Genomic DNA, 20427 nt, shown 5'->3' on the forward strand with positions numbered 1-20427 from the left:
CCCGACATCCCATTTCCACCTGCCGTCCGGCGCCCGGAAACGGCGTGACCGACACGCCTGGACGTCGCTAATCTGGCGCTCTTGGGAGCCGAAGGAGGCACGGGACGGTGAGGCGCAAGACACCCCAGGAGAAGAAGCGGCTGAGCTACCTCAAAGATCATCGGAACAGCTACGGCGAGAACGACAAGAGCTCGCGCAAGAACATCCGTCGAAACAAGCGGTTCCCCAACAGCTCCAACCGGCGTCACGCACAGACCGCGCTGACGGCACTCCTGGGCTCACCCGATGACGTCCGCGCCGACGCTGTCGAGGAACGCATGAACGGCCGACGCCCGAAGCGCTGGCAGAAGTTCCCGGACGCGCCGCTCGGTGCGGTCGTCGACGGCGCCCTCCGGCACCGCGCTAAGATGGGCACCGCCGAGGCCGAAATCACCGCTGCCCGGCTGCGCAGCGTCCGCAGTCGATTCAATTGGACGGCCCCCTCCGACAACCCGCTTCTGCCGCCGCGCGCGGTGCGCAGAATCCGCTCGTCGCTCGCCGAAGACGATGCGACGGGCGATGCATGACGCTGGCCTTGCGGCCGTTCCTGCCGGTGAGCAACGGCCGGTGCGGGCGGTGGCGTGATCACTGGCAGGTGATCGATGGGATTCTTCACCGGGTTCGACCGGGGTGTGCTGGCGTGATCTGCCGGAGCGGTTCGGGCCGTGGAAGACCGTTTATGAGCGCCATCGGTTGTGGTCGGCCGATGGCACCTGGGAACGGCTGCTGCAGCGGGTCCAGGCGGCGGCCGACGCGGCGGGCGAGATCGACTGGGACGTCTCGGTGGACTCCACCATCGTGCGCGCGCACCAGCACGCGGCCGGCGCCCGTACCGACCCGCCGCCGGCCCTCGGAGACTCAAAGGGGGCCGAGATGGTGGAACACCAGGACGAAAGTCCGTGGCAGGGCCATGTCGGCCGGCTGGTGGAGGTGGTGCGGGAGGCGAAGGCTTGGGGCGTTCACGCGGCGGCTTCACCAGCAAGATCCACCTGAGCGCGGACGGCCACTGTCGCGGGGCCGACTGCACCCGGTTCGTTCCGGTGCTGGAGAAGATCCGGGTCTCACGGCTCGGGTCGGGCAGGCCCCGCAAGAAGCCGGCAGCGTCGCGGCCGACAAGGCATACAGCAACGGTCCCTGCCGTCAGTACCTGCGGCGCCGCAGCATCCGGCACACGATCCCGGAGAAGACCGACAGCCGGGCCACCCGCCTGCGCAAGGGATCGCGCGGCGGACGGCCACCGGCATTCGATGAGGACCGGCACAAGAAGCGCAACACCGTCGAGAGGGCCATCAACAAGCTGAAAAACCCCCGTGCCGTGGCAACGCGGTACGACAAGCGTGGCTACGTCTTCCTCGGAACGGTCACCGCGGCCGCCCTCGTCATCTGGCTTCGCGCATGATCAGTCAGCCCACCCGGGACCTCGTCATCAGCGACCCGGAAAGCCCCTTGCACGGTCAGCGAGCCAGACGGCGATCCGCTCCTTGAACTCGCGGTTGACGTAGGGACTGTCGTGAAGCGTGATCCGCTCCAGATGCCGCAGGACGTTCTCTGAGCGGTCTGGGTGATGCACCACGAGCACGTCGATGCCGGTCTCCCCGGTCGAGGCACAGACGTAGACGCTGCCGTCCAGAGCCATCATGCCGAAGCCCGGGTGGCCCCAGTGCACGCCCAGGAACGCGGATGCCGCCCCTCGGCCCATGATGTCCCAGCGATCCAGCAGCCGGACCCGCGTCCAGAGCGCCGGTGCAGCGTTGCCGTAGTGCAGGTGCTGCAACGCAGCCTGGTGCGAACGGGTGCCCTGCGGAAGCTGCACCAGGAACTCGCGCCGGCGGTCGAAAAGGCCCGAGGAGACCGCCAGGTCGTACCAGTCCGCATTAAGCCGCTCGACCAACCGCGGGGTGTCGTATCGGTGCGAGAAGCCTCCGGCCACGTCCTCCGCACTGTATCCGTGGACGAACGGTATCGCGCCCGCTGGCACAGAGTTGGGGATCACCTCGAGGCCGGCCCGCCGCAGAGGCCGGTACACCTTGCGGTCACGTTCCTGAATACCCATCGACCCAAGTTGTATCAGGGCCAACAGCCCCTGGGCCCGCCGCTTCCTCCGCCTCCACATGATCGGCCGGACAGCTCCAAGGAGATCCGCGACGACATGCGCGGAGCCTTCCTCACCCTCGGATGCGCACTCATCTGCTGGCGACGCCTGCCTGCCCTTGAAAAGTGGGCCTGAAATTTAGTTGGGTCCTACGTCATGAGCCACTACGTCAAGACGTTTCATGCCATTGAGATCGGTGACGGCGCAGACGGTCGGTGGGCCGCGCATGTCCGGTCAGCCATGGCGAAGGCGGAGGAATGGCTGACCGAGGAGGGCCACACTCCCGAGGGCGCAGCGCAGGCCCGACAACTCTTCGATAGGCACATGCCCGAACTGGTCCCCGTGCTCGACCGGCTCGCGGATCAACTTGACTCTCCTGATGCCAGGACGCTTCTCACCATGGCGACCGTGCGCCCGTTCTTCTCCGGCTGTACTCAGATCGGCCACGAGGGCACGCTGCTCAGAAACTACGACTTCGCCCCGGACCACTGCGAAGGCACCATCGTCTCCTCCCAGTTCCTCCGCCCAGTCATCGGCATGCAGGAAGCAGGATGGGGCCTGCTGGACGGCATGAACGACGCCGGACTCGCAGTGTCACTCACCTTCGGCGGGCGATTCGTCCATGGGCCCGGCTTCGCCATTCCCCTCGTGCTGCGCTACCTCCTGGAAGTCTGCCGGACCGTTGACGAGGCCATGGACAGACTGCGCACGATACCCATCGCGATTCCGCAGAACGTCACCTTCGTCGACGAGCACCAGAGCCGGACGGTCTATGTGGGCCCTGACATTCCGATGATCGAGGCCCATGACGCCTGCGCCGCCAATCACCAGCACCTACCCGTGCCCGACGAGCAGGAACGAACGACCCGGACACAAGCGCGACTAGCCGCTGTCCAGCGAGCGGGAGTCGACGTTCCATCGATGCTGCGACCACCGCTGTACCAGTGCAGCTACGACCAGTGGCTGGGGACTGTGTATACCGCCCACTACCGCCCAGCCGAGGGGCGCGTGACGTACCACTGGCCCGGCGAGCACTGGGAGCACACCATCGTTGGCTTCACGCCCGGAGCGCGCACCGTTGCTCTGGGGCTGTCCGGCGACAGCAACGACCACTGACGCACAACCGACCGTCACCCGGACTCATTTCCGGTGGTTGACGAGGTGGCGATGGCTGTCAAGGCGAGGAGGGTTCTGGTGGCTGGGCGTCCGATCCATGGCGTGATACCTCGGGAACGGGTCCATTGCCGCAGGTGAGAGTAGTCGTAACCCTTTTCGCCGGGGAGCTGGTCGGGGTCCGGCGGTTCTTGCGCGGCAGGTCCACACAACAATCCGGAGACCGACCGCCGCACGGGCGGCGGGTCCAACTCGGGCGAACCCGCCTGCGACCGCTGGCTGTTGCTTCCGAAGTACTGGCTCGCCGGATCCGTCGGCGGTGGCCGACGAAGGCCGGCGTGGCCTTGGGCATCAGCCTCTCAGGCCGAGCTTCGGGCCTCTTCGTAGTTCGGCTCCGGCATCAGGTCCTTCTTCTTTTCGGCAGCGGGCAGCGTGAGCAGCAGCACCGCGGCTGCGAGGAGGGCGAAGACCGCTATCCAGCCCGCGCCGACGTGCATCGCGTGGATGAACGCATCGTCAGCAGCCTGAGCCAGAGCGGGCCGGTGGGTGGCGGTGGCGATGTGGCGGGCCTGTTCGGCGGAGATTCGCGCCTGAGCCTGCACCGCAGCGGGCGCACCCTCCAGTGAGGGTTCGATCGCGCGTCGGTACATGATCGACATGATCGTGCCGCCCACGGCGATGCCGATCACGCTGCCGGTTTGTCGCACGGTGTTGGTGACGGCCGATCCCGCGCCGGCCTGCTCCAACGGCAGGTCGTTGATGAAGGCGGCCGTCATGGGGCCGATCACCGTGCCGATCGAGAGCCCCTGGATCAACAACAGGATCTCGATCCAGACGAGTGGGGTGTGGAGTCCCAGGAAGCCGTACCCGCCCATGGTCAGCGCAGCCATGGTGAGCGCCGGCACGGCGACCCGGCGTAGCGATAGTCGGCGGACCAGGCGTGAGGCAAGGGGCGCCGCCATGAGTGCGCCGACCGCGGTCGGGATAGTGGCCAAACCCGCCTTCATCGGCGAAAACCCGAGTGCGCCCTGCAGATAGAACGCGTTGTAGAAGGTGATGGCGGCCACGCCGAAAAGCAGCAATCCGAGCGCCACGTTGCCGCCACCGAATGTGCGTTGCGCGAACAGTCGCGGGTCAAAGCTGGGCGCCTTGAGTCGCAGTTCGACCAGTACGAAAACGGTCAGCAGAGCCAGACCCACGAGAATCGGCGCCCAGACGTCGGTACGACTCCACTCCGCCACCTGGCCCGCACGGATCAGGCCGTAGGCCAGCGCCACGAGCCCGCTGATCGACAGAAACATTCCAGCGGGATCCAGAGGCCGCAGAGTGGGACTGCGGAAATTCGGAACCAGCACGGCGAGCCCGGCCAACGCCAATGCCGCGACCGGGGCATTGACGAGAAATACCGAGCCCCACCAGAAATGATCGAGCAGGAATCCGGCCAGCACCGGGCCGGCGGCCATTCCGACACCGGCCGACGTCGAGAAAACGCCGATCGCGGCGGCCCTCGCAGGCCCGGTGAAGGTCCACATGAGGATGGCCATCATGGCGGGCGTGATCAGCGCGCTGCCCACCCCCATCGCCGCTCGCGCCGCGATCAGCTGACCCGCATCGCTTGCGTACGCCGCCCACAGCGAGGATCCGGCGAAGATCACCAAGCCGGTGGAGAACACCGTCCGGTGACCGAATCTATCGCCCAATGCGCCTGCGGTGAACATCAACGTGGCGAAGGCCAGAGTGTACGAACCGGTCGCCCATTGCAGCTGACCGGGATCGGCTCCCAGTCCACGGACCGGGTCCGCGAGGGTCTCCAACGTCGTACTCAGAACAGTATTGTCCAGCCAAATCAGCAGCGAGCACATCATCAGAACGGCGAGAATCAACTGCTGCCTGAGCTTCGGCAGCGCTGGAGGCACGGTCATGAACACCTTCGGATATCGATCGGCGGGAATCTGAACGCCTGGACCATAGGCAAACTTCATGACGCCGTCAACCTTTGAATTTCTTGCCAGAAGGGTTGCGATCGGACTGGCACTATGCCCTCTGCCAGATTTGCGGACTGGCTATTTTTGTGCCCTCCAGCCATTTGCGAGTTGAAGGATTTCGTGACTTCCGGAGGATTGCGGCCGAGCGGACTTCGTGCCCTGCGGTGAGCTGTCGCATCGCGTCCTGCGACGCCAGGTTCGTCTGAGGCGACGTCGGCCGACCGGGGCTCAATTCGCTTGCCTGTGCCCAGGTCAGGTGGGGCAAGATGCCGCCATGAACGCGGACAGGGACAGGGACAGCAGCGTTGCCGAGGTCATCGAGCGGGAGTTGGAGCTGTTGAGTCCGGCCGGGCGCTCGTCCAGGGAAGCGGCGGAGCAGCTCCTCGATCCCGAGTTCATGGAGGTGGGTTCCTCGGGACGCCGGTGGGATCGCCAGGCGATGATCTCGGCGCTTCCGGTCATGCAGGGCGCGGATGACGACGGGCCGCAGTTCGTGCCCTCCGAGATGACGGGCACCGTACTGGCGCCGGGAATTGTGCACCTCACGTTCGAAACCGTGCTCGACGGCAGGCGGGCTCGGAGGAGTTCGATCTGGCGGAAGCTGGACGACGAGACCGGGTGGCGGATGTACTACCACCAGGCCACCCCTGTGCCGGATGCATGAGGCCGAGCGACCGAGCGCTCTGTCGTCGTGATCCCCGTCACTCTCCCGGCGCCCCGTGGTGGACATGCACGATCATGATCGGCATGAGCGCTCGTTTCCTCGGCATCGCTGATGTCATCGAAACCCCGTCCGTGGCGGTCGTCATCGACGTCATGCGGGCCTACACCGTGGCTGCCTGGGCCTTCGCCCGCGGGGCCGAGAAGATCGTTCTTGCCGAGTCGCTGGACGACGCTCTCGCGCTCAAGGCTCGCCGCCCCGATTGGGTGGCGCTCAAAGACGGTCCGCCCGCGCCCGGCTTCGACATGGTGAACTCGCCGGGCATGCTGCGGTCCGTCGACCTCACTGGCCGGACCGTCGTGCAGAAGACCACGGCGGGGACGGTCGGTGCCCTCGCGGTCAAGGACGCGGAGCTGGTGCTGTGTGCCTCCTTCGTGGTGGCGGAGGCGACCGCCCGGCTCCTGCGGGCGCGCGCGGATGCCCATGTCACCTTCGTCGTCACCGGCGAGGACGGGCGGGCCGATGAGGACCTGGCCTGCGCGCAGTACATCGCCAGGAGGACCGACGAGGCCGGGACGGATCCCGCCGTCTTCCTCCGTCGCGCTGCCGAGTCACGCGCCGCCCATGAGTTGACGGAGCGGGTGCGTGAGGGAGTGCATCCCGATGACGTCGCACTCTGTCTTGAGCTCGACCGGTTCCCGTTCGCCATGGTCGCGGCCTTGGAGGACTCGCTCATGGTCCTGCGTCCCTGCCCGATGCCTTCGCCGCTTCCTGCCGACGGGGATCCCGTCTGATCGCGGTGAGGCCTTTCGGGCCTCAGCGCGGGAGATTTCGTGTCGATCTGCCTTGCGCGCGCAGGGTGGGCAGCCGGGCCTGGTCCCCGGCTTGCGCCAGGCCCTCGCCCAGCGTCAGAAGCGCAAGGAGCACCACCGGGCGGCCGGCCGTGGCCGCGGCTTCCATCTTGTGATGGCCGTCGAGGAGGAAGTGCGTCAGACCCCAGTGCCGGTAGTGGTCGGCCGGCGCGCCGGTGGCGGGTTCGCACACGTCCAGCGTCGAGACCGCCACGGCCGTCGGTACTGTTCCCCGGCCCATGAGCTCGACGTACTCCTCGACGCGCTTCCTGTCGTTCCACGTCGGGGGAACCATGGGCACGACGAACTCATAGAGGTGGGCTGACGCGTCGACCGAGGTCTCGAAGGTCCGGTAGTACGGCGTGTGCGGGTACTGCGGAAGGCCCGAGAAGTCGTCGAGCCCCCACGTGGCCAGCTGCTCGCCGCTGAAGTAGTCGCCTTCCTGACCGGGGACGACGAGACGGGGCTCCACACGGAGCAGCATCGGAAGGTACTCCCCCGACGGCAGCAGCGCGCCGAACGCGTCGATCACTTCGTCGACGTACGGCTCCGCCGGCGCCCCCGCGAGCCGTTCCTGCACGCTCTCCAGCGACAACGTCTGCCGGGCACCTTCCAGGCGGCTGAACAGGAACGGGCACGTTCCGCACCAGGAGCTGAGCTCGAACGCGGGTTCCCCGTCGACCACGAGCACTCTGCGGCCCGGCCCGCCCCTTCCGCCGGCCTCCCCTTGTGCCGCCCCCTCCGCCTCGAAGCGCAGCCGCGCCTCGGCGGCCGGAACACCGAGTCGGCGGACACCGAGTGGGCGGACACCGAGTCTGCGCGGCTCGCCCATGTCGATCAGCATGCTGCGACCGTACGGGACGCCCCGATCGCCCCGAAGTCCGGCCCGTCGGACCCCACCACCTGAGCGCCCCCATTCGGCGCACCCCGATCGCCTCGGACGCCGGACCGTCGGAGGGTGGTTCCGAGGACCGCCCGCCGCCCCCAACCCCCGCCTGCCGCCCCGCCCAGACCCGAGCCTGAGCCTGGGCCCGAGCCCGAGCCCGAGCCCGAGCCCGACCCCGACCCCGAGCCCGAGCCCGAGCCCCCAGCCCCTGCCCCAGCCCCAGCCCCAGCCCCAGCCCCAGCCCCAGCCCCGAGGATCCCGCCGATGCACCGCTATCCCCCGATCGCCGACCACGGGCTCATCGGAGACCTGCAGACGTGCGCGCTGGTCTCCGCCGAGGGCGTGGTGGACTGGTTCTGTTCGCCTCGTTTCGACTCGCCGAGCATCTTCGGCCGGCTCCTCGACCACGAGCGCGGCGGCCACTTCTCGATCACCGTCGACACGCCGGGGACGACGGTGCGTCAGCTCTACCTGGCCGACAGCGCGGTGCTGCTCACCCGCTTCCTCACCCCCGACGGGGTCGGTGAGGTGGCCGACTTCATGCCGCTGCCCGCCGACCCGACCGTCCCGACCGACCGGCACACCCTGATCCGGGTGCTGCGGGTGGTGCGCGGCACGGTCCGTTTCGCACTGGGGTGCCGGCCTCGCTTCGACTACGGCCGGGAAGCACACGAACTGGTCGTCGACGGCGCCACCGCGCATTTCTCGGGCACCACGGCCACCGCGCACCTTCAGGTGCTCGGCCCTGTCGTACTGCGGCGCGACGGCGAGGACGTCCATGCCGAGTGGGAGCTGACCGCCGGTCAACGCGCCGCCGCCGTGCTCACCCTGGACGGGCCCGGCGCGGCGCCACCCGTGCCGACGGACGAGGCGGGCCTGCGGGCCGCTTTCGGCTCGGTCCGCTCCTTCTGGCACGAATGGATCAGCCGCTGCCGTTACCGCGGCCGCTGGCAGCAGCAGGTCAACCGCTCGGCGATCACGCTGAAACTGCTCACCTACGCGCCGTCCGGCGCGCCGGTGGCCGCCGCCACGATGGGCCTGCCGGAACAGGTCGGCGGCGAACGGAACTGGGACTACCGCTACACCTGGATCCGCGACGCCTCCCTGTCGGTGCGCGCCATGCTCGACCTCGGCTACAGCGAGGAAGCGGACGCGTTCCGCCGGTGGCTGGGCGCCCGGCTCCAGGCCGGTCGCACGGTCAGCGGCGAACCGCTGCAGATCATGTACCGGGTGGACGGCGATCCGCACCTGAGCGAGGAGGTGCTCGGCCATCTGGAGGGCTGGCGGGGCTCCGCCCCGGTCCGGGCCGGCAACGGCGCCGCCGACCAGCTCCAGCTCGACATCTACGGCGAGGTCGTCTACGCCTTCGCTCAGGCGCGGGACGTGGCCCAGCTCGCCGGCTACGACGGCTGGCTGCGCTTCGCCGCCACGGTGGACTGGCTGTGCGAGCACTGGGACCGCCCCGACGAGGGGATCTGGGAGACCCGCGGCGGCCGCCAGGACTTCACCTACAGCCGGATGATGTGCTGGGTGGCCTTCGACCGCGCCGTACGGATGGCCGTCGAACTCGGCCGTCCCGCGGATCTGCAACGCTGGACGGCCGCCCGGGACGCGGTGCTGCACCAGGTGATGGAACGAGGGTGGTCCGTCGAGCGCCAGGCCTTCGTCCAGCACTACGGCAGCGAGGTGCTGGACGCCTCCCTGCTGCTGATGCCTGTCACCGGCTTCATCGCGCCGCGCGACCCGCGCTGGCTGTCCACGCTGGACGCGATGGACAGCGAGCTCGTCTCGGACAGTCTGGTCTACCGTTACGACCCGTCCGCCTCCCCCGACGGGCTGCGCGGTGCGGAGGGCACCTTCTCCCTGTGCAGCTTCCTGTACGTGGACGCGCTCGCCCGAGCGGGCCGCGTCGAGCAGGCCCGTTACGCCTTCGACAAGATGCTCACCTACGCCAACCACGTCGGGCTCTTCGCCGAGGAGATCGGCCCGACGGGCGAGCAACTGGGCAACTTCCCCCAGGCCTTCACGCACCTCGCGCTCATCACCGCCGCGATGACCCTCGACAGCGCCCTGGACCGCTGAGCCGCTTCCCGGCGCTCGTCGTCGGTCTCGAGGGTCGCCACGGCGGTGTGCTCGCGGGCGGTGGTTCAGGCGACGAGGAGGCGCAGCCCCAGTTCGGCCGCGTCGAGGCCGACGAGGTCGGGATTGCGCTCCGCCCAGCGGCCCGAGGAAAGGTCGCCGCGGAGCCTGTTCACCGCCCGCTGCTCGGCCTGCGGCCCGACCCTGGTCCACACGGACACCGCGCGGCGCACATGCTCCTCCAGGTACGCCTCGGGCCGCCGCCAGTAGGCCTCGAAGAAGCCGTCCGCGCAGTCCCACGGGATGAGCACCGGCTCCATGCGGGCGCCGATCGCACCGGCCAGTCGGTCGACCGAGGGCCGGCCGGCGACCAGGCCCGCGACCTCCGGCAGATAGTCGCGGGTGAGCCAGAACCGGTCCCGCCAGCCGGTCTCGCTGGCGTCGTGCGTGAACACCACCACGCGCCGGGCCACCCGCCGCATCTCACGCAGCCCGGCGATCGGGTCCTGCCAGTGGTGAACCGTGCTGAAGGCCATCGCCGCGTCGAAGGACTGGTCCTCGAACGGCAGGCTCTCCGCCGTGGCCGCCACGCACGGCGCCGCGCCCGCCGGACGCTGCGCCCGCATGACCGCCGAGGGCTCCACCGCGGTCACGTCGCGGTCCGGGGGTTCGTAGGAGCCGGTGCCGGCGCCCACGTTCAGTACCGTCCGCGCGTCCCCGAGCGCCTCCCAGACCTTCGCGGCGATCCGTGGCTCGGTACGTCGCGTCGCCGGGTACGCGGAGCCGATGGCCTCGTACAACTGCGCTCCGAACACCTTCAGTTGCTCCTCCGGATTGGTCGTGATCCCCATCGCCCGTGCCTCCAGTTCCCTGTCTATCGCCGTCACCATGGCGGCAGCGCGGTCGCGCTGGTCGGCGAGCAGGCCGCGCAGCCGGTGCAGATGCGCGACCGCGTCGGTGGTCGGATCGTCGACGAGATCCGCGATCTCGCGCAGTCCGAAGCCCAGCCGCCGGTAGCCGAGCACCTCCCGCAGGCGCTCGACGTCGCCCGCCGCGTAGGCCCGGTATCCGGCCGCGGTGCGCGCGGAAGGCTGCACGAGGCCGATCTCGTCGTAGTGATGCAGTGTGCGGACGCTCACGTCGGCCAGCTCGGCCACACGCCCCACGGTCAGGTGTTCTTCCACGCCCCCGACCATGCGGCATGACGTCACGTGAGGGTCAAGCGCGTCGTGCTGATGCCGCAACGCGCAGCCGCCCCCGCCGAGGGTCGGCGGGGGCGGCTGCGGTGGGAACGGGCGACGGTGTCCGGTCGTCAGTCCCACTGCTGGTCGGCGAGGGACTCGACCGGCTGGGGCTTGCCGATCACGGCCAGGGCGATGAAGAAGTTGATCTGGCCGATGGCGACGGTCAGGGTGGCCAGCGCCTTCTCGTCGTAGTGCCGGGCCGCCTCCGCGTACACCTCGTCCGTCACACGCTCACGACCGTGCGGCGCGGGCTGCAGGGTGGCCTCGACGAGCGCGAGAGCGGCCCGCTCGGCCGGGGTGAAGTACGGCGCGTCCTGCCAGGAGGCGACGGAGGTGATGCGCTCCTCCGACTCCCCCGCCTTCCGCAGGAAGCTCGTGTTCAGGATGGTCAGGTACGTGTTGTGCACGATCTGCCCGGCCCGCAGATGCACCAGGTTGATCGTCGTGCGCGGCACCGACCGGTTACCCGTCGCCCGGAACAGCGCGGCACTGACTTCGGCCAGCTCGGGCACGAACTCGCCCGGGTTCGGCATGCGGGAGATCGAAGCAGAAGCGTGGTTCGACATGGTGGGGTACTCCGTATTCCGGTCGTCGGTCTCGTCGGCACGCTCGCCGGCGTCGTCTACACCGCACTGACGGAGCGGCCGACGGGAATGTGACAGGTGCCGGAGAATTCTTCGGAGGTCAGGGGCGGACGTGCAGCCCGAAGCCAGTGCGGCCGGTCGGCTCCAGGCCCTCCTTCAGGTGCAGCGAGGGGATCTCGTAGTCGCCGAAGTTCTGTCGCCGGAACGCGATCGGCTCCGTCGTCTCCAGGGTGAGGAGACGCTGTTCCCAGGCCTTGGCGGCGGCGCCGTAGTCCTCGTCGGTCATCCGGTCGGTGCCGTACAGCACGAAGGGCGGCAGGACCTCGATGCCGGGGTAGTAGAGGATGCCGTGGTGGATCGGGAACAGCAGGTCGTCGATGGGGCCGTTGATCCCGCGGGCCGCGTAGTGGCTCTCCGGGCCGCCGGCGGTCACCGACAGCAGGGCCCTCCGGCCCGCGAGGGTGCCTTCGCCGAAGCGCTCGCCGTACTTGGTGTCGCTGTGCTCCCCGACGCCGTACGCGAAGCGGTACGTGAAGACCCGGTCGACCCAGCCCTTGAGGATCGCGGGCATCGTGTACCACCACAGCGGGAACTGGAAGATGATCGTGTCGGCCCACAGCAGCTTCTCCTGCTCGGCCAGGACGTCGGGGGTGAGCGTTCCGCTGTCGAAGGCCCGGCCCGAGTCCAGGGCCACCTTCAGCGGGCTGGAGGCGGCGGGGCCGTAGTCCGCGGCGTCCACGACGGCCTTCCAGTTCATCGCGTACAGATCGCTCACCCGTACGTCGTGCCCGGCGCCCTCCAGCGTGGACACCGCGAGGTCCTTCAGCGAGCTGTTGAGCGACTTCGGCTCCGGGTGGGCGTGGACGATCAGCGTCTTCATGGGGGACTCCTTCGGATCGGATGCCCTCGATCCTGGGCGCAGGAGCGTCCGGTGTTCAGGGGCGCCGCTTCCGTCGGACCGGGCTTCCTGGTACTGGCAGGGCCACCTTCGCCGGCGTCGCCGAGGCCATACTGGGAGGCATGGACGATCTTGCGGGTTTCCTGCGGACGCGGCGCTCCCGGGTCGATCCGGCCGCGGTCGGCATTCCCACCGACAGTCGCCGCCGGGTCGCGGGGCTGCGGCGCGAAGAGGTCGCGCATCTGTCGGGAGTGAGCGTCGACTACTACGTACGCCTGGAGCAGGGCCGCGCGACGCAGCCCTCCGAGCAGGTCCTCGACGCGCTCGCCCGCGTCCTCGGCCTCGACGAGACCGAACGCGGACACCTCTACCGGCTGGCGCGGCAGCGCCGCCGGCCCGCGAGGGCGCCGGGCGGACGCCTGCGGCCTGAGCTGCTGCGCGTCCTGGACCTGGTCGCCGACGCGCCCGCGCTGATCATGAACCACCGCCTGGACGTCCTGGCCGGGAACCGCCTCGCGGGACTTCTCTACGGCCGTCCGATCCCCGGTCTGAACACCGCACGGCACATCTTCCTCGAGGAGGCCGAGCGCGGTCTCTACGCGGGCTGGGACGCGTGCACGCTCGATGTCGTCGGGCACCTGCGTCTGGCCGCAGGGAAGCACCCCGACGACCCGGGCCTGGCCTCGCTGATCGGCGAGCTGGCGATGGGCAGCGAACGCTTCCGCCGTCTGTGGGCCCGCGCGGATGTCCGCGCCCGTACGCATGGACGCAAGGCGTACCGGCACCCTCTGGTCGGACTTCTCGAACTGCACCAGGAGAACTTCGCGCTGCCCGGGGAATCGGGCATGGAACTGATCGTCCTGTCCGCACCGCCCGGCAGCGCTGCCGAGGACGGCCTGCGCCTCCTCGCGGGTCTGGGCGCGGACAGCGCCGCCACGCCGGCCCCGGCTCGGGTCCGCGAGTCCTGATGACGGATCAGGCTCCGATGCCGGCCGAGGCGACGTACGCGTAGGGCGCAGGTGACTCGGCGTGTGCGCGCGCCCTGGCCGCTGCCGGCATCGTGGCCTGGGCCCCCTGGGCGGGGAGGTTCGCCTGGGCGGAGTCCTGCTGGCCGCACCCTGACCGGGTCGGCCGCCTCCGTACCCTGCCCCACCACGTTCTCCCCTCGGCCGGAGGGTCGGTAGGCTCGGCGTGCCGCGTCGGTGTCAGCAGAGGAGAGAGACGTGTTCGTGAAGGTGTGCGGGCTCGGGACGGCCGCAGACATCGATGTGGCGGTCGCGGCCGGGGCGGACGCCGTCGGCCTGGTGATCAGCGGGACCAGTGTGCGCGGTCTCGACCACGACCGTGCGGTGCGGCTCGCCGCCCATGTGCCGTCCGGCGTCCTGTCCGTTCTCGTCGTCAACGACACGCCTGCCGCCGAGGCCGCCCGCCTGGCAGCTGAGCTCGGCTTCGGCGCCCTCCAGTTGCACGGCGCCGCGTACCAGGAGCAGGACTTCGCGGCCGCCGCGGCGGTCTTCCCCCGGCTGTGGCGGGCCACTTCGCTGAGCGAGCGGCCCGACACCCGTGTCGGCGCCTACGGCGAGGAGGTCCTCCTCCTCGACTCGCCCCGGGCCGGCTCCGGCGAGCCGTGGGACCTTTCACTCCTGGAGACGGGCCGCCCCGAGGGCACGTGGCTGCTCGCCGGCGGACTCGCGCCGCACAACGTCGCCGAGGCGATCGACCGGGCCCGTCCCTGGGGCGTCGACGTGTCCAGCGGCGTCGAGTCCGCCCCCGGCGTCAAGGACCACGACCTGATCCGTACCTTCGTCGCCGCCGCCAAGCAGGCCGCCCGGAAGTAGCGGCCCCGAAGCAGGCCGCCCCGAAACAGGCGGCCCCACGTGGGGCCGCCACGAGGTTCAGGACTCTTCTTCGGCCTCGTCGCCGAGGTCGTCCTGGACCCGCAGCCCGGCCACCCAGAGCGGCATCATCCAGTGCATCGCGAGCACGCCGACGAGCAGCGGGGTCACCGCCGCTCGCAGGGGCGCGTCCGTCAGGACGCCGTACGCGCCGGTGCCGAGCGCCGTGGCGAGGAGCAGCCACAGGGTGATGCGGTGGGCCAGGGCGCGTACCCGGTCGCGTTCGATCAGCTGGCGCTCGTCGAGCATCCGGCCACGCAGCTCCAGGAGGCCGCGCGTGGAGCCGTTGAGCATGCCGGTGAGCAGGATCCAGGGCAGCATCACGACGGCGACCACGACGGCCGGCGCGTATCCCGGGCCGAAGACCGTGGCGATCCAGGCGCCCACTCCCGTGACGGTGAGGACGAAGTGCGCCCCCACGAGGAGTCGGCGCCGTGGCCCGGTGGCATAGGCGGCGGATGCCCGCCGGTCGTTCATCACGGCGTACATGCGTCGGTCGTAGCGCGTCGCGGTCATCACTGCTTCCTCCCGTAGACCTCGTCGGTGAGCGGCTGGAACGGCTCCAGGGAGAACAGCGCCTCCACCGGGAGCGCGAAGAACCGGGCCATCTTCAGGGCCAGGTCGAGGCTGGGGTTGTACTGGCCGCGTTCGATGTAGCCGATGGTCTGGTAGTGGACGCCCACTGCCTCGGCCAGTGCCTGGCGCGACACTTTCCGCTCTGCCCTGACAACGGCCAGCCTGTTGTGCACCTGCTCGCTCATGTATAAGAAGTACTACATTGGAATGCAGGAGCACAACATCGGGGTCCGTCGTGCCGGGTGTTGCGACGGCATGTCGATCATGCGAACTACACGCGTCAACCAGGCGGTACGCCATTGACGCCCGCTTCCCGCCCGGCTTGACTCCTGCCTCATGCAGCCCTCGCGTGACCGTCGGGTCACCCTCGTCCAGCGCCGGCACGTGGACCTCGTCCGCGTCGCGAGCGCTGTCTGTCGCTGCGTCTGACGGCCGGTCCCGCTCGCCCCGCCGTACCCCCGTTCCTCCGTCCGTCCCCGGAGGCATGCCCGTACGTCCGCACGCTCTCCTGGAGATCCCTATGTCCACGCCCCTGTCCCGCCGTGCCCTCGGCGGTGTCGCCGCCGGTGCCGCCGCCGCGGCCGCCCTCGGCGCCGCCGCGCCCGCCGCGCAGGCGACCCCCGCGACCGACGCGCAGGAGCGTCCCTTCCGCGCCGCGCAGCCGCGCCGCCACTCCCGGCGGCCCAACATCCTCTTCATCCTGGGCGACGACCTCGGCTGGGCCGACCTCTCCTCCTACGGGTCCCCGCACATCCGCACCCCGCACCTCGACCGCCTCGCCCGCGAGGGCGTCCGCTTCACGGACGCCTATTCCGGCTCCGCGACCTGCTCCCCCACCCGCTTCAGCCTCTACACCGGGCGATACCCGGGCCGTACGAAGGGCGGGCTCGCGGAGCCGATCGCCGACAGGTCCGTCGGCCTGGAGCCCACCCATCCCACGCTCGCCTCGCTGCTCCGGGACTCCGGATACGCCACCGCGCTCATCGGCAAGTGGCACTGCGGCTATCTGCCCGACTACTCCCCCACCAAGTCCGGCTGGGACGAGTTCTTCGGCAACTTCGGCGGGGCCCTGGAGTACTACTCCAAACTCGGCCTGGGCGGCGAGTACGACCTCTACGAGGGCGACGCGGAGTACAAGGACCTGCGGTACTACACCCGGATCCTCACCGAGCGGGCGAGCGAGTTCGTCGGCCGCGACCACGAGAAGCCCTGGCTGCTCAACCTGAACTTCACCACCCCGCACTGGCCGTGGATCGCCGACGGCGACACGGAGGCGAGCGAGGAGATCGTCCGCCGCATCAAGGCCGGCGACCGCTCGGCCCTGTGGCACCAGGACGGCGGCTCCGTCGAGAAGTACAAGGAGATGGTCGAGGACCTCGACCGCTCGATCGGGCAGGTCCTCAAGGCGCTGCGGCGCTCCGGCCAGGAGCAGGACACCCTCGTCTTCTTCGCCAGCGACAACGGTGGTGAGCGCTTCTCCTACAACTGGCCGCTCGCCGGCAACAAGGGCTCGCTCCAGGAGGGCGGCATCCGCGTCCCCGCGATCCTGCGCTGGCCCGCCCGGATCGACGGCGGCCAGCTCAGCGACCTTCCGGTGTTCACGCCCGACTGGACGGCGACGCTCCTCGAACTGGCCGGCGCCCGCCCCCACCCTGCGTACCCCCTCGACGGCACCAGCCTCGCCGGATACCTGCTGCGCGGCGCCGAGGTGCCGGAGCGGGATCTCTTCTGGCGGGTGCGGGGCGAGCGGGCGCTGCGCCGCGGCGACTGGAAGTACTACCGGGGCAAGTCGGGCCGCGACCAGCTCTTCCAGCTGTCCGAGGACCTCCGCGAGCAGGCGGACCGGGCCTCGTCCGAGCAGGCCCGCCTCACCGAACTGCGGGCCGCCTGGGAGCGGATCGACGCGGGGCTGCTGCGCTACTGAGGTGGCCCACTCGGATGGTCGGTGCCTCAGGTCGGGTCACGGTGCGGCCGAGGTCCCCGGGGCGGACGCCGACACGTCCTCGCTGCCGGTCTACGGCGGTCGGCCCGTGGGCCACGGCGCCGATGCCGATGTCACCGAGCCACCGAGCCACCGAGCCACCGAGCCACCGAGCCACCGAGCCACCGAGCCACCGAGCCACCGAGCCACCGATGATGATCCTGGACCCGCCGGGGGTGTCCCGGGCCGCCGACTTCCTCGCGTCGGTCTCACGTCAGGGGGTGGCAGGCCTGCCACCGGGCTCGTTGTCAGTGCCGGATGACACGATCCGTCCATGAGCGATGCATCCTTCGACTGGCATGAGTTCCTGCGGCGTTGGCAGGAGGAGTGGGTTCCGCCCGCCGACGCGGACGACGACGAGGCTGCCGTGCCGCCCCTGGGTGCGCCCGGGGCGGACGAGAGCGTCATCGCCGCGGCCGAGGAGCGGCTGGGACGCCGGCTGCCGCCCTCGTACCGGGAGTTCCTGGCCGTGAGCGACGGGTGGTACGTGGAGCAGACGGCCGGGGTCTACCGGCTCGGCGGCGCCGCGGACATCGGCTGGTTCGGGGACCTCTACGGCATGACCCCGCTGTACGAGGAGGGGCTGGGCGAGGATCCGCGCGAGGAGGACGTCCTGCTGGCCGGGATGTGGCGGCGGGCGCTGCGGATCGAGACGGAATCCGACATGTCGCACGCGCTGCTCGACCCGGGCGACAGCGATCAGGACGGCGAGTGGGCGCTCTACGTCTACAAGGGGTGGAGCGGCGAACTGCCCGACCGCTACCCGTCGTTCCGCGCGTACATGGAGGCCATGTACCGAGGCTTCCACGGCGATCGGGCCGGGGAGATCCCGGACTTCGTGAACGCGACCACGCGCGTTCAGGACGGCCGGGTGGACGCGGCCCGGCTGCTCGCCCTGCGCGGACGCTACGAGGAGGCGCTGCCCCTGCTCGAGGAGGCGCTGTCCTTCGGGCGGCCCCGGAGCGCCGTCCTGCTGGAGCAGATACGGCATCTGCTCGCGCCGGGCGGCGCCCGGGACTACGGCCACGTGCTGGCGGCCGACCCGCGCTGTCTGCCCGAGCTCCTGCCGGTCCAGGCGATGGCGCCGGCACAGGGCGAGTGGCGGCAGGGCGGGGATGAGCACTGGCTCCGGAGGACGACCGCGTGCGGCGTCGACCCGGAGACCGCCGAGACCGTACTGCGCGCGATGCGGGACGGCTCCCACCGCTACGCGCCGCCCGGGCCGTGGGGCCGGGCCGTCGCGGAGGCCCGGGAGTTCGCCCGCTGGGGGCGGACCGACGAAGCCTGGCGGATCCTGCGGCGGGCGTTGCCGCTGTGGGAGGCCCCGGGACCTCTGCTGATCGCCCCGGTCGGTCTGCTCGCCGATCCCGTCCTGGGCCCGCTGGTCACCCCCGAGCGCGGCCGGGAGCTCCTCGGGACACCGCGGGCCGGGGAGACGGGACCCGCTCCCGCACCGGTGCCCGATCTCGACCCGCCGGGCCTCGCGTGGCTGCCGGAGCCCACCGGCCACGGGCAGCCGTTCGACGGATACCGCTGCGTGTGGGTGGAGGGGGCCGATCCCGCCCGCCTGCCGGACCTGATCGGCGAGGAGGGCGCCGAACTCAGCGCGCCCGTGGATCCGCGCGGGCCTTCCTGGCGGGCGCCCAAGCCGCACGAGCGCGAGGGCGTGGAGCTCTGGGAGGACCGGGCCGTGGTCGCCGCCGGCCGCGCCGGCGACACATGGGCGTTCGCCTTCGACGGCTACTCCCAGCGCCATCTGCACCCCTTGTTCCACTCCCCCGCGGCGGCCGCCTCGTCGGACGGCCGGGCGGTGGTCGTGTGGTGCGACCCCAGGCGCTCGTCCTCGGCCGACGACCCGCTCGCGTTCCACCTGTCGGTGGCCGAGCACGGCCGGGAGCTCTACGCCTTCACCGTCCGGGGTACGGACGTCCAGCGCTCCGGCGCCCTCCCCGAGGAGCTGGACCCGGCCCGCCTGCTCCGCCCGGAGGACAGTGCGGCGGACGGCGAACGGCGCATCCTGGAGGCCCTGCACACCGTGCTCGGGCTCTCGCTGCCCCGCTTCGCGCTGACCCGGGGCAGGCTCCGTACCTTCATCACCCTGTCCTGGACCCGGGCGCCAGGGGAGGGCCAGGGCTTCGCCCACCTCAGCTTCGTGCGGCACCGCCCCTGACACCGCACCGACCGGGTGTTCAGCCGCGGTGCTCCTCACGGAGCCCCCACGGGGCGCCGTACGCGCCCAGCAGGTCGAGGAACGGGCGCGGCGGCAGGGCCTCGGGGCCCAGGACGCCGCTCCCCTTCCACGTGCCGTCGGCGATCAGTTCGAGGGCGATCACCGGGTTGAGGGCGGTCTGCCAGACCACGGCCTGTGAACCGTACTCGCGCATCGTCCACTCGTTGTCGACGACGTGGTACAGGTACACCTCGCGCGCCGCGCCGTCCTTGGTCCCCTTGACCCAGGTGCCCGCGCAGGTCTTGCCCTTCATGCGCTCGCCCAGGGTGGCCGGGTCGGGGAGGCAGGCGGCGACCACGTCACGCGGCGAGACCTGGACCGGCCCGTCCGCGCCGGCGACGGTGACCTTCGCCGTCGAGTCGAGGCCCAGCTCGCGGAGGGTCTTCAGCTTGGCGATGAAGTCGTCGCCGAGGCCGTACTTGAACGTCACCCGGCGCGCGTCCACCCAGCGGGGCATGAGGAGGACCTCCTCGTGCTCGACGTTCACGCACTCCACCGGGCCGATGCCCTCGGGGAAGTCGAAGACCTCCGGCTCGCTGAAGGGTGCCGTGGTGAACCAGCCGCGGTCCTTCTCGTACACGACCGGCGGGTTGAGGCACTCCTCGATGGTGGTCCAGATGCTGAAGGAGGGGGCGAAGTCGTAGCCCTCGACGGTGAGGTTCGCGCCGTCGCGGACGCCGAGCTCCTCGATCTCGTCGAAGAGCTCGTCGGCCGCGTAGCGCGCGAACACGTCCGACAGACCCGGCTCCACGCCCATGCCGACCAGGGCGAGGCGGTCGGCCTTCTCCCAGGCCTCGGCCAGGGCGAACTGCTCGTCGCCGAGCTTGACCCCGCACTGTTCGTACGGCGCGGTCGGGTGGGGCACGGACAGCGACATCGCCATGTCGACGTAATGCGCCCCGGCGGCGAGCGCCGCGTTGAACAGGGGCATCACGAACCGGGGGTCGGTCGCGTTGAGGAGCACGTCGCAGTTCTGCTCGGCGAGGAGCCGGCGGACCGCGGCCTCGTCGGAGGCGTCCAGGCGGTGGGCGCTGAACCGGCCCTCCCGCTCACCGAGCGCGGCCACCGCCACCTCGGCGCGGGCGGCGTCGTAGTCGGCGACGACCATGTGGGTCAGGAAGTCACGGCGGGCCGCGATACGGGTGACGGCGGTTCCGACGCCGCCCGCACCCACGAGAAGTACACGCATGTCACACACCCTTTCGTCGAGTCCGTCCAGGCGCTCGCCCGGGGACGCCTCGATGGAACACGACCCCCGCGGTTAAGGTCTACGGCGTTGGCATAAGGAGCGCGAGGAGCGACGGGGCGGTGGC

19 protein-coding genes and 1 pseudogene are annotated in these 20427 nt (G+C 70.4%); 11 read left to right on the forward strand and 9 right to left on the reverse strand.

Features of this window, described 5'->3' with window-relative positions; genetic code table 11:
* Nucleotides 1–107: 107 nt before the first annotated feature.
* Together ABT041_RS05220 and ABT041_RS05225 are read left to right on the forward strand one after the other, a co-directional pair.
* A complete protein-coding gene (locus ABT041_RS05220) occupies nt 108–566 on the forward strand; it encodes an Interleukin family protein (protein ID WP_351179226.1) in 459 nt (152 codons plus the stop codon).
* Nucleotides 563–1438 (forward strand): annotated as a pseudogene (locus tag ABT041_RS05225) (IS5 family transposase). Before ABT041_RS05220 ends, ABT041_RS05225 begins: the two are co-directional and overlap by 4 nt.
* Nucleotides 1439–1465: 27 nt before the next feature.
* Here ABT041_RS05225 and ABT041_RS05230 read toward each other — a convergent pair.
* On the reverse strand, nt 1466–2092 hold the full coding sequence (locus ABT041_RS05230) for a hypothetical protein (RefSeq protein ID WP_351179229.1): 627 nt from the start codon (nt 2090–2092) through the stop codon (nt 1466–1468).
* A gap of 195 nt (nt 2093–2287) precedes the next feature.
* Between ABT041_RS05230 and ABT041_RS05235 the strand changes: the two genes are divergently transcribed.
* Nucleotides 2288–3247, forward strand: a complete 960-nt coding sequence (locus ABT041_RS05235; RefSeq protein ID WP_351179232.1) for a C45 family autoproteolytic acyltransferase/hydrolase — start codon at nt 2288–2290, stop codon at nt 3245–3247.
* A 356-nt stretch (nt 3248–3603) separates the two neighbouring features.
* Here the strand turns inward: ABT041_RS05235 and ABT041_RS05240 are convergent, their stop codons facing one another.
* The gene (locus ABT041_RS05240; RefSeq protein ID WP_351179235.1) at nt 3604–5226 is read right to left on the reverse strand and encodes an MFS transporter; all 1623 of its coding nucleotides are present in this window, start codon (nt 5224–5226) and stop codon (nt 3604–3606) included.
* A gap of 277 nt (nt 5227–5503) precedes the next feature.
* Between ABT041_RS05240 and ABT041_RS05245 the strand changes: the two genes are divergently transcribed.
* The gene (locus ABT041_RS05245) at nt 5504–5893 is read left to right on the forward strand and encodes a nuclear transport factor 2 family protein (protein ID WP_351179238.1); all 390 of its coding nucleotides are present in this window, start codon (nt 5504–5506) and stop codon (nt 5891–5893) included.
* An 83-nt stretch (nt 5894–5976) separates the two neighbouring features.
* Nucleotides 5977–6684 carry a 2-phosphosulfolactate phosphatase gene (locus ABT041_RS05250; protein ID WP_351179241.1) on the forward strand — a complete coding sequence of 236 codons (708 nt, stop codon included), beginning with the start codon at nt 5977–5979 and terminating at the stop codon, nt 6682–6684.
* A 22-nt stretch (nt 6685–6706) separates the two neighbouring features.
* Here ABT041_RS05250 and ABT041_RS05255 read toward each other — a convergent pair whose 3' ends face one another.
* The gene (locus ABT041_RS05255) at nt 6707–7585 is read right to left on the reverse strand and encodes a hypothetical protein (protein WP_351179244.1); all 879 of its coding nucleotides are present in this window, start codon (nt 7583–7585) and stop codon (nt 6707–6709) included.
* Nucleotides 7586–7891: 306 nt separating this feature from the next.
* Here ABT041_RS05255 and ABT041_RS05260 point away from each other — a divergent pair, with 306 nt between their 5' ends.
* On the forward strand, nt 7892–9709 hold the full coding sequence (locus tag ABT041_RS05260) for a glycoside hydrolase family 15 protein (RefSeq protein WP_351179247.1): 1818 nt from the start codon (nt 7892–7894) through the stop codon (nt 9707–9709).
* A gap of 65 nt (nt 9710–9774) precedes the next feature.
* Here the strand turns inward: ABT041_RS05260 and ABT041_RS05265 are convergent, their stop codons facing one another.
* The 3 genes from ABT041_RS05265 to ABT041_RS05275 all read right to left on the reverse strand — a co-directional run bounded on the left by ABT041_RS05265 (nt 9775) and on the right by ABT041_RS05275 (nt 12414).
* The gene (locus ABT041_RS05265) at nt 9775–10902 is read right to left on the reverse strand and encodes a MerR family transcriptional regulator (RefSeq protein WP_351179250.1); all 1128 of its coding nucleotides are present in this window, start codon (nt 10900–10902) and stop codon (nt 9775–9777) included.
* 116 nt (nt 10903–11018) lie between these two features.
* Nucleotides 11019–11483, reverse strand: a complete 465-nt coding sequence (locus ABT041_RS05270; RefSeq protein ID WP_502976377.1) for a carboxymuconolactone decarboxylase family protein — start codon at nt 11481–11483, stop codon at nt 11019–11021.
* Nucleotides 11484–11634: 151 nt separating this feature from the next.
* On the reverse strand, nt 11635–12414 hold the full coding sequence (locus ABT041_RS05275; RefSeq protein WP_351179256.1) for an NAD(P)H-dependent oxidoreductase: 780 nt from the start codon (nt 12412–12414) through the stop codon (nt 11635–11637).
* Between the two features lie 140 nt (nt 12415–12554).
* Between ABT041_RS05275 and ABT041_RS05280 the strand changes: the two genes are divergently transcribed.
* Complete coding sequence (locus tag ABT041_RS05280) at nt 12555–13400, forward strand: helix-turn-helix transcriptional regulator (protein ID WP_351179260.1); 846 nt, start codon at nt 12555–12557, stop codon at nt 13398–13400.
* Nucleotides 13401–13655: 255 nt separating this feature from the next.
* Nucleotides 13656–14270, forward strand: a complete 615-nt coding sequence (locus ABT041_RS05285; RefSeq protein WP_351179263.1) for a phosphoribosylanthranilate isomerase — start codon at nt 13656–13658, stop codon at nt 14268–14270.
* A 57-nt stretch (nt 14271–14327) separates the two neighbouring features.
* On the opposite strand, the gene ABT041_RS05290 is transcribed toward ABT041_RS05285, so the two are convergent.
* Together ABT041_RS05290 and ABT041_RS05295 are read right to left on the reverse strand one after the other, a co-directional pair.
* Nucleotides 14328–14843 carry a hypothetical protein gene (locus ABT041_RS05290; protein ID WP_351179266.1) on the reverse strand — a complete coding sequence of 172 codons (516 nt, stop codon included), beginning with the start codon at nt 14841–14843 and terminating at the stop codon, nt 14328–14330.
* Complete coding sequence (locus ABT041_RS05295; protein ID WP_351179269.1) at nt 14843–15088, reverse strand: helix-turn-helix transcriptional regulator; 246 nt, start codon at nt 15086–15088, stop codon at nt 14843–14845. Before ABT041_RS05295 ends, ABT041_RS05290 begins: the two co-directional genes overlap by 1 nt.
* Nucleotides 15089–15239: 151 nt before the next feature.
* On the opposite strand from ABT041_RS05295, the gene ABT041_RS05300 reads away from it, so the two are divergent.
* The 3 genes from ABT041_RS05300 (at nt 15240) to ABT041_RS05310 (ending at nt 19054) form a co-directional block, all read left to right on the forward strand.
* A complete protein-coding gene (locus ABT041_RS05300; protein WP_351179272.1) occupies nt 15240–15332 on the forward strand; it encodes a putative leader peptide in 93 nt (30 codons plus the stop codon).
* Nucleotides 15333–15423: 91 nt separating this feature from the next.
* Nucleotides 15424–16827: a sulfatase-like hydrolase/transferase gene (locus ABT041_RS05305; protein ID WP_351179275.1), complete on the forward strand. Its 1404-nt coding sequence runs from the start codon at nt 15424–15426 to the stop codon at nt 16825–16827.
* Nucleotides 16828–17158: 331 nt separating this feature from the next.
* A complete protein-coding gene (locus ABT041_RS05310; RefSeq protein WP_351179278.1) occupies nt 17159–19054 on the forward strand; it encodes an SMI1/KNR4 family protein in 1896 nt (631 codons plus the stop codon).
* 19 nt (nt 19055–19073) lie between these two features.
* Here the strand turns inward: ABT041_RS05310 and ABT041_RS05315 are convergent, their stop codons facing one another.
* Nucleotides 19074–20303 carry a saccharopine dehydrogenase family protein gene (locus ABT041_RS05315; RefSeq protein ID WP_351179281.1) on the reverse strand — a complete coding sequence of 410 codons (1230 nt, stop codon included), beginning with the start codon at nt 20301–20303 and terminating at the stop codon, nt 19074–19076.
* Nucleotides 20304–20427: the final 124 nt, after the last annotated feature.

The sequence above is a fragment of the Streptomyces sp. NPDC002825 genome (genome assembly GCF_040295385.1).
GTDB lineage: Bacteria > Actinomycetota > Actinomycetes > Streptomycetales > Streptomycetaceae > Streptomyces.